This is a genomic window from Cupriavidus sp. HMR-1 (assembly GCF_000319775.1).
Taxonomy (GTDB): domain Bacteria; phylum Pseudomonadota; class Gammaproteobacteria; order Burkholderiales; family Burkholderiaceae; genus Cupriavidus; species Cupriavidus metallidurans.
Genome location: NZ_ANKP01000167.1, coordinates 1 through 8,859 on the forward strand (window position 1 = coordinate 1; position 8,859 = coordinate 8,859).

The window sequence follows — 8,859 nt, forward strand, 5'->3', positions numbered from 1 at the left end:
CCGGCCGCGCCCGACGTGATGGCGCAGCTCGGCCGCGCGGGAACGCGTGCCGCGGTGGTCTTTACCTCGGGCTTTGCCGAGGTCGCCAACGGCAGCGGGTTGCAGCACGCGCTGGCCACGCAGGCTAAGACGCATGGGGTGCAGCTCCTCGGGCCGAACTGCCTGGGCGCGATGAACCTCGGCGAGCGCATGTTCGCCACGTTCTCGCCGATTCCACTGACAGGCGTGCCGCCCGTTGGCGGCGTGGGGCTTGTCAGTCAGAGCGGTGCGTTCGGTGCCTACGCATTCGCGCTGGCACGCGAGGCGGGCCTGGGTTTGAGCCACTGGGTCACCACGGGCAACGAGGCGGGGCTGCAGGTGGCTGACGTCATCGAATGGCTCGCGCATGATCCACAGACGCAGGTGATCCTGGCCTATATCGAGGGCGCGCGCGACGGGATGCGCCTGCGTCAGGCACTGGCGGCGGCCCGCGCGGCGGGCAAGCCGGTGGTGATCGCCAAGGTCGGTACCACGGCCGCCGGTGCCAGCGCCGCGCAATCGCATACGGCCAGCCTGGCCGGCGAGGACGCCGTGTACCAGGCTGTGTTCGACGAATACGGCGTGCATCGCGCGCATACGCTGGAAGCATTCTTTCGCCTTGGCTACACGCTGGCGCGAGGCAGGCGGCCGGCACGCTGGCATTCGCCCACGGGCATGCCGGCGGACGCCGTGGCGCCGGTGGCGATCGTGACCGTTTCTGGTGGCGTTGGCATCATGATGGCGGATAGCGCCGAGTCGCAAGGGCTGCCCCTGCCACCGATGCCCGATGCCGCAGCCGCGGCGCTGCGCGAGGCTGTGCCGTTTGCCAGCACCTCGAATCCAATCGACGTGACCGGACAGGTCGTCGCGCAGCCAGAAGTGCTTGCTGACGCGCTGGCAGGTGTGGCGCGCAGCGGCGCATATGGCAGCGTGGCGGCATTCCTGGCCGGTGGCGGGAACGCGCCGAGGGTGTGGAGCTTGCTGGAGCAAACCGTTGATGATCTGGCGAACGATCCGCAAGCCGCGCCGCTGATGATTGCCGGCGTGATCTCCGACGACAAGCGCGCATGGCTCGAGGCGCGCGGCTGCCTGGTGTTCCGCGAGCCGGCGCACACCATCGAGGCTGTGGCCGCGCTTGCCAGGGCTGCCGCGATGACCGAAACCGCGCAATCCCCGACCGCCCCGGCGCAGCTGCCGTCCGTGCCCGAACTGCCAGCCGACGCAAAGGCGCTGTCTGAAGCCGACGCGATGGCACTGTTGTTGCAGGCTGGCGTTCCCGTGGCACCGCACGGTCTGGCTCGCGATGCCGACGAAGCGGTACGTGTGGCGGAGTCGATCGGCTATCCGGTAGTGGTGAAGCTTTGCTCGCCCGACATCTTGCACAAGAGCGATGTGGGCGGGGTGGTGCTCAACCTGTCTGACGCCGACGCGGTGCGTGCCGCGTTCGAGCGCGTCCGTCGCGCTGCCGGCACGGCAAGGTTCGATGGCGCGCTGGTTGCCCGCATGGTGCGCGGCTGGGGCGAAATCATGGTTGGCGTGCGGCGCGACCCGGTGTTCGGGCTGGTTGCGCTGGCCGGTATCGGCGGCACGGCCGTCGAGATCTTCCGCCAGATGTCCTTCGGACTGGCACCCGTTTCACGCGAACGCGCGCGGGCCATGCTGACGCAGAGTCGCGCCGCCGCGTTGTGCGCCGGCCATCGGGGGCATCCGCCGCTCGATCTCGATGCGGTGGCCGATGTCATCGTGAACGTGTCGCGTGCCGCGGATGCCATCGGCGAGCGGCTGGACACACTGGAAATCAATCCGTTCATCGTGAGCGCGGACGGGCTGGTTGCAGCCGATGCGGTGATTACGCTGCGCTGATCGACACAGACAACCACTCATAACAAATACAGGAGACAGGTTATGCGATCGAAGCTTCGCAGGGCGCTGCTCGGCATGACGCTGGTGCTAACGGGCGTGTGCATGACGACCGGCGCCGCCAATGCTGCACGCGCCTATCCCGACAGGCCCATCCGGCTCGTGGTGCCATTCCCCGCGGGTGGCGGCACTGATGTGATCGGCCGGATGCTGGCGGCGCGATTGTCCAACACGCTCAAGACCACGGTCGTGGTGGAGAACGTGGTGGGCGCCACGGGCACGATCGGCACGGCCCAAGTGGCACGCGCCGCACCGGACGGTTACACGCTCGTGCTCGGGATTTCCGCCACGCACGCCATTGCGCCGTCGATCTTCCCCAAGCTGCCGTATGACCCGTTGCGCGATTTCGTGCCGATCGGCCGTATCGCGATTGGCGGCAACGTGCTGGTGGCGAATCCGAGCTTCCCTGCCCATGACCTGCGCGCGCTGATCGCCATGGCGAAGCAGCCTAACGCCGATCTGACCTACGGGTCCTGGGGGCAGGGTTCCGGTGGCCATCTGGCGGGTGAAAGCCTGAACGTGTCCGCTGGCATCCATCTGCGCCATATCCCGTACAAGGGCGTGGCGCCGATGCTGACCGATGTCATGGGCGGGACGCTGCCCGTGGCGATGTCGGACCTGGCGGGCACCTTGCCGCTGATCCGCAGCGGCAAGGTGCGGGCGCTGGCCGTGTCTGGGTCGGAGCGCTCGGTGGCATTGCCCGATGTACCTACGTTTGCCGAGAGCGGCGTCGGGTTTCGGCTCGACAGCTGGTTCGCGTTGTTCGCGCCGTCCCGCACGCCGGCGCCGATTGTCGAACAGCTCGACCGCGCAATGCAGGAAGCCATGCAGGACAGCGGGCTGCAGGCGCAGATCGCCAGCCTCGGCATGCGCTACGCGCCGGTTTCCCGCGCGCAGTTCACCAACCAGATGCGCGAAGACACCCGCACCTGGGCAGCACTTGTGAAGTCGAGTGGCGCCGCGCTCGAATGATCCAGAACGTTCAACCGTGAGAACCCCATGAACCATCCTGCTTCCCCGATGTTCCCCGCGCCCGTCCACACCAGCCCGCAGGAGGCCATGGTTGCCGCCGCGGCGTTGCCGCTGGTGATCTATGGCTATCCGCTGATCGAAACGCTGCGCACCTGCCGCCTGCAGACTTCTGTCGATGCGCCCACGCGCTATGGCCGCGCCCCGATGAACATGCTCTCCGCCAGCGCACGGCAATGGACCCACGAGGACAGGGACATCGTCACACCGGCCAATGACCTGCTGTACTTCTGCGGCTGGCTGAACCTGGCAGATGGTCCGGCAACGATTCGCGTGCCCGCATTGCCGGACGCGGACCGCTATTACGTGATCGAACTGCTGGATGCGCACACGAACAACTTCGCCAACCTTGGGCCGCGCAACGTACCAAAGGAGGGCGCCGATATCGAGATCGTCGGCCCCGGCCAGCGCGGCAGCGGCGGACAGACCGTGGAGTCGCCGACATCGCTCGTCTGGATCATCGGGCGGGTCCTCGTGACCGGCGCCGATGACCTCGCGCGTGCCTATGCGTTCGAACAGGGCTTCCAGATGGTGAAGAGCGCGGGCCCGGCGCAGCCGCCGAGCGTGGCCCAGTGGCAGGAGAGCGACGACGAAGCCATCGACTTCTTCCAGAATCTCTACCGCGCCATGCGTGATTTCCCGCCCACGCAGCAGGAACTGGGGCTGTTCACGTTGCTGCGCAAGGTCGGGCTGCGCCTCGAGGATGATCTGGACGTTGGCTCGATGCGCCCATCGATCGTCAACGGCCTGCGCAGCGCGTACGCGCAAGCGATGGTGCTGATCGAAGCGCATACCCGCAGCCAGGGGCACAAGGCGTGGGGCTACAGCCTGCGACTGGGTACGTATGGCGATGACTGGCTGCTGCGCGCCTGCACGGCGATGAAAGGGCTGGGCGCCTTGCGCGCCGATGAAGCGGTGTACGCCATGGCCGATTTTGATGCCGATGGCGAACGGCTACACGGCAACCATGCATACGAACTGCGCTTCCCGCCTGGCATGCTGCCGCCGGCCGATGCATTCTGGTCTGTCTCGCTCTATGGCGAGGACCGGTTCTTCACGGCCAATGAACTGGGGCGCTACGCCGTGGGCGATCGCACGCCTGGGCTGCGCAAGGACCCGGACGGCACGCTGGTGATCCCCATCGGCCATGCCCGACCGGCGGAAGACGCAAACTGGCTGCCCGCGCCGTCGAGCCACTTCTATCTGATCCTGCGCCTCTACCATCCTTCCGAAGCGTTCCGGGCCGGGCAGTACACGATTCCTGCCGTGCGCCGCGTCGGCTGAGCAAGCACATTATTGGAACGACAGGAGACAACGAGACATGACGCAACAAGAGAACACCGCACAGCAACGCGCGCGCGATGCCGTGATCCACACGCTGCCGCTCTACGAGATGGCACGCATGCGCGCCGCCACCTGCCCGCGACGCGATCACACTGGAAGGTTCGCCGGAGACGGGCCCGAATCGACGCTACGCTGGGTCAACCACGTGATTCGCCCCCGCCAGTTGCTTGGCCCGCAGCACCGACAAGTGGTGACGCCGAACAACGACACGCTCTACACCAATGCATGGATCGATTTGTCGCGCGGCCCGGTGGTGCTGGAAGTGCCGGATTTCAACGGGCGCTACTACGTGCTGGGGCTGCTCGATTTCTATACAAATCCGTTTGGCTACATCGGCAGCCGCACGACTGGCACGAGCGCGGGTCGCTTCCTGTTGCACGGGCCGGACTGGCACGGCACGGTACCAGCGGGGATGCAGGCTGTGGCATGTCCGACGAATGCGATCTGGATGATCGGCCGTCTGCTCGTGGACGGCGAAGCCGACCTGCCCGTGGTGCACGCGCTGCAGGATGCCATCGCGCTGCGGCAACTGGACGGCTCGCTGGCGGCGTTCGCATTCGACGTTGCGATGCAACCCGAGGAGCATCTGGGCGACGCGCGACGCTTTGCCGAGGTGGTGAATCGCGTGGTGGGAGAAAACCCGCCGCTGGGTGCGGAGGCCGCCGAGATCGCAGCCTTTGCAGAGGTTGGCATTGGCCATGGCATCGTGCCGACGCCGCAGCAGATCGACCTGCTCGACGCCGCCCTGCGTGGCGTGCTGGCGGATCTTGCCAAGCCGCAGCCGTCGGACATGGGCGGCGGTTGGGCAATGTCGGTGGATGTGCGTGAGTCCTTCGGTAGCAATTACCTGCAGCGGGCACTGGTGGCCAGGAACTACATCGGCGCGTTGGGCGTGCAGGAGGCCATGTATGTCATGGCCGACCGTGGTGGCGACGGCGAACCGCTCGACGGCCGTCACGCGTACCGGCTCGATTTCGCCGCCGACAATCTGCCCGATGTCGGCGCATTCTGGTCCCTGACAATGTACGACAAAGGCGATTGCATGCTGGTGCCGAACGACATCTCGCGGTACTCGCTGGGCGATCGCTCGCCATCGCTGACCCGTGGTGCGGACGGCAGCCTGAGCCTCTACCTTTCCGCAATGCCACCGCGTGACGAAGCGCTGCGGGGCAACTGGCTGCCCGCGCCGGCCGGACCGTTCTACGTCGCGCTGCGGTTGTACGTGCCGCAGCCCTCGCACCTGAACCGAACCTATCGCTACCCCGCCATCCAGCGCATGGAGGTGCCAGCATGAACCCTACGCAATTGACTCGCCGGCGCCTGCTCGGCGCGATGGCGCTGGCTGGTCTGGTGCCGTCAGCCTTCGGGAACGCCTATCCGAGCAAGGCGGTGCGCTTTGTGTCGCCCTACGGGCCGGGCGGATCGAACGATACGTCGGCGCGAATCCTGGCCGAGGTATTGAGCCGCAAGTATGGCCAGCAGGTGGTGGTCGAGAACAAGCCGGGCGCCGGCACGCGCGTGGCGAGCGAATCCGTGGCCCACGCGGCGGCGGATGGCTACACGCTGCTGTGGGCGGCCGCACCGTTCGCGATCAATACCGGCGCAGGCTTGTCGCAACGTTTCAATATCCACAAGGATTTCGTTGCCGTGGGCCCGCGCGTGCTAGGGCCGGTTTTCCTGATCGTCAACGCGAACTCGCCGGTGAAGACCGTGGCGGATTTTGTAAAGGTGGCGAAACAGAAGCCCGACGGGGTGAACTTCGCATCGCCGGGTATCGGCTCGGGGCCGCACCTGACGGCGGAACTGTTCGCATCGCAAGCCGGGTTCAAGGTGGTGAACGTGCACTACCGGGGCGATGCGACGGCCTACACCGAACTGCTGGCCGGGCGCGTCGACGCAACGCTGACCGCCATCACCACGGCGCTGCCCTTTATCCAGGCGGGCAAGCTGCGCGTGATCGCGGTGGCGGCGGAACAGCGCACGCCGGTCTATCAGGATGCGCCCACCTTCGCGGAGCAGGGCGTGCCGGGCGTGGTTGGCTACGGCTGGTTCGGCATCGTCGCGCCGGCAGGCACGCCCGCGCCCATCGTGCGACAACTCAATCAGGATGCCAGTCAGGCATTGAGTGACGCGCAGGTCAGGCAGAAGCTCCTCGCGCTCGGCCTGCAACCCGAACCGGGTAGCAGCGCCGATTTCGCCGCATTTATTGATAGCGAGGTGAAGAAGTGGGGCACGCTGGTGCGCACGCGGGGGCTCGTGCTCGAGTGAGGCGGGTGGCGCCTACTGGGATCCAGATCGTGCTCTGATGCGTTGACGGCCGGTCAGCTGTTGCTCGTAGCGGAGGGCTTCCTTGCCAGTCCAGCACACTGACCTATCAGAGTCTGGGCACAACAGGCACTCCCGCTCCACTCGCCACGGCTGATCTTGCCATCCGCCCCGGCGATGAGCTTGCGCTGGCAATACGCAACCGTGGGGGGCGGCTCGAGCTGCGCGTCGCGCGGACCGCTGCCCGGTGGGTGGGCGGTGGGCATTTCATCGGTCCAGACATAGGCCGTGCCGTCCGGCGCGGCCTGTACGGTCTGTGGCGGCCCCCACTGCGCCTTGGCTTGCTCGACCGGCGCCCCTTTCCAGGAATCGAAGATCCGTTGCATGGTGCCCGCCTCCAGATTGGCGCAGGCAGTGGTCAGCGCGATCGCGGCAGCAGCGATCATGCCGGCGCGGGCAGGGGAACGTCGGGATGGTGCAGGCATGGCGACTCCATCAGGGGCGGCAGTCCTTCCCTCGGAGACTAGGCGAGCCAGGCGCCGGCTGCCAGTGCATTTATGCGTGCTGCCGCACCGTTCGCCAGCCCGTTTGGCTGTTTTAGCTGAAGAGCCCCGGCGTCTGACTGTGCTCCGAGGCGTTTGCCATGCGCTTTCCCGCCGTGCGAGGCACGCGGGCCGCTCTGGGTTCCGGGAGGACCGGAGGCGTCAGCACGAACTCGCGTGTAGATACCAGGGGTACGGCGCTGGCCTTCAGTTCTTCTATGCGCGGGGCCAGGATCTGGTAGGTGTCGATGTCGAAGCGGGCCGGCGCGGCCAGCTGCCGGGCGGCGTCCTCGAGCGTGGGGGCCGAGCCCAGGTAGCACCAGTCTTCGATGATGTGCCAGGGGAAGCAATCGCCGGAAGCTTCACGCCAGGCAATCGCTCCTGCAAACGGCCAGCGCTGGATGGCCATGGAAGCCATTGCTTCCACGGTGCGTTCCCGATGGGCCATCTGGGATTCATCCCCGGTGCAGGCGCCCGCGCATCGGTGCAACTGCCGCGCGAAACAAGGGCTGCCCCGGCGGGTGGTGCCTTCGAGCATCAGTGTCGCCAGGCAAAGCTGGTGTTCATCCGCCAGCGATCGCAGGCGCGCTTGCGCGGCGGCCCGGCTCGGAAATGCACCATATAGTGCGGCGTGTCGACTGAAATCGACGTGCCGATCCGAACGCAGGCGCGGCGCAGGCAGCCCGTCGACCATCTCCCACGAGAATAGCTCGGTGTTCTGGCGCAGCAGGTGGTTGTGCAGCGGGCGCAGTGTCTTGACCAGATGCGCCTCGCTCAGCAGGGCGCCGATTTCTCCTCCGGTCTCGCGCCACTCTACGCGGCGCACGGAGCGGGCCAGCCGCATCTCCCTGGCGTTGCTGTGATCCCCGGCGAAGTGGGCGCGAATGCGCTGGCGCAGATGGATGCTCTTGCCGACGTAGAGCGGCACGTCGTCGTCGCCATAGAAGAGATAGACGCCCGGGCGATCCGGTACATCGTCCAATGCAGTTTCTTCCAGGCCTGCTGGCAGGCTGGCGTGCTTGACCAGCGACGTCACGGCGGATTCGACCAGGTCGACCGAATAGATCTCGTGAATCTTCTGCCAGAACTGCCACAGCAGCTCGGCATCGGCTAGCGCTCGGTGCCGACCCTTCGGCGTCAGGCCGAAGCGGGCGATCAGGGCATCCAGGCCATGGCGCTCGACGGACGGAAAGAGCGACCGGGACAGACGAAGCGTGCAAAGTACGTCCGCACGGAAGGTCACGCCAGCGCGGCGGAACTCGTTCTTCAGGAACCCATAGTCGAAGCGCGCATTGTGGGCGACGAACAGGCGGCCTTGCAGCTTCTCGGCCAGGGCTTCGGCAATCAATGCAAAGGTGGGCTGGCCGCGGACCATATCGTCGGTGATGCCGGTCAGTCCCTGTACGAACGGTGGGATGCTGGTCAGGGGATCGACCAGCGTGTCCCATTCCTGAATGCCGTCGGGGCCGACTTCGACCACACCGATTTCGGTGATGCGGTCTCGCTGCGCGTCCGCCCCGGTTGTTTCCAGATCGACAAATACAATTGGCCGGGCAAGCGCGGCAGCAAGCGCCTGCGCATCGAGCATACCGGGCTCGCGGCTGGCCAGCTTCTCTGGAAGGTAGGTGGGCGGTTCTTGGAGGGTCATGCGGCGATTCTAATAGATAGGAAAATTCTTTTACGAAACCCCTTGCCTTCCGCGGTGGGGTCATCTAATATTCGCCCCCTCGCAACACGAAAC

General features: G+C 66.4%; 7 protein-coding genes. 5 read left to right on the plus strand and 2 right to left on the minus strand.

Annotation, left to right across the window (positions count from 1 at the left end):
* The 5 genes from D769_RS19095 to D769_RS19115 form a co-directional block, all read left to right on the plus strand.
* The coding region (locus D769_RS19095) for an acetate--CoA ligase family protein (RefSeq protein WP_008648372.1) at window positions 1-1,881 on the plus strand (1,881 nt) is incomplete at its 5' end.
* Between the two features lie 42 nt (window positions 1,882-1,923).
* Window positions 1,924-2,910, plus strand: coding sequence for a tripartite tricarboxylate transporter substrate binding protein (locus D769_RS19100; RefSeq protein WP_008648374.1), 987 nt, complete (start codon window positions 1,924-1,926; stop codon window positions 2,908-2,910).
* A 27-nt stretch (window positions 2,911-2,937) separates the two neighbouring features.
* Window positions 2,938-4,251, plus strand: coding sequence for a DUF1254 domain-containing protein (locus D769_RS19105; protein ID WP_008648375.1), 1,314 nt, complete (start codon window positions 2,938-2,940; stop codon window positions 4,249-4,251).
* A gap of 37 nt (window positions 4,252-4,288) precedes the next feature.
* Window positions 4,289-5,605 carry a DUF1254 domain-containing protein gene (locus D769_RS19110; RefSeq protein ID WP_008648376.1) on the plus strand — a complete coding sequence of 439 codons (1,317 nt, stop codon included), beginning with the start codon at window positions 4,289-4,291 and terminating at the stop codon, window positions 5,603-5,605.
* The gene (locus D769_RS19115; RefSeq protein ID WP_008648377.1) at window positions 5,602-6,579 is read left to right on the plus strand and encodes a tripartite tricarboxylate transporter substrate binding protein; all 978 of its coding nucleotides are present in this window, start codon (window positions 5,602-5,604) and stop codon (window positions 6,577-6,579) included. Before D769_RS19110 ends, D769_RS19115 begins: the two co-directional genes overlap by 4 nt.
* Window positions 6,580-6,632: 53 nt before the next feature.
* Here D769_RS19115 and D769_RS19120 read toward each other — a convergent pair whose 3' ends face one another.
* Window positions 6,633-7,061 (minus strand): hypothetical protein, encoded by a 429-nt coding sequence (locus D769_RS19120; protein ID WP_040011137.1) that lies wholly within the window; start codon window positions 7,059-7,061, stop codon window positions 6,633-6,635.
* A 112-nt stretch (window positions 7,062-7,173) separates the two neighbouring features.
* Complete coding sequence (locus D769_RS19125) at window positions 7,174-8,766, minus strand: 3'-5' exonuclease family protein (protein ID WP_008648380.1); 1,593 nt, start codon at window positions 8,764-8,766, stop codon at window positions 7,174-7,176.
* Between the last annotated feature and the right edge of the window lie 93 nt (window positions 8,767-8,859).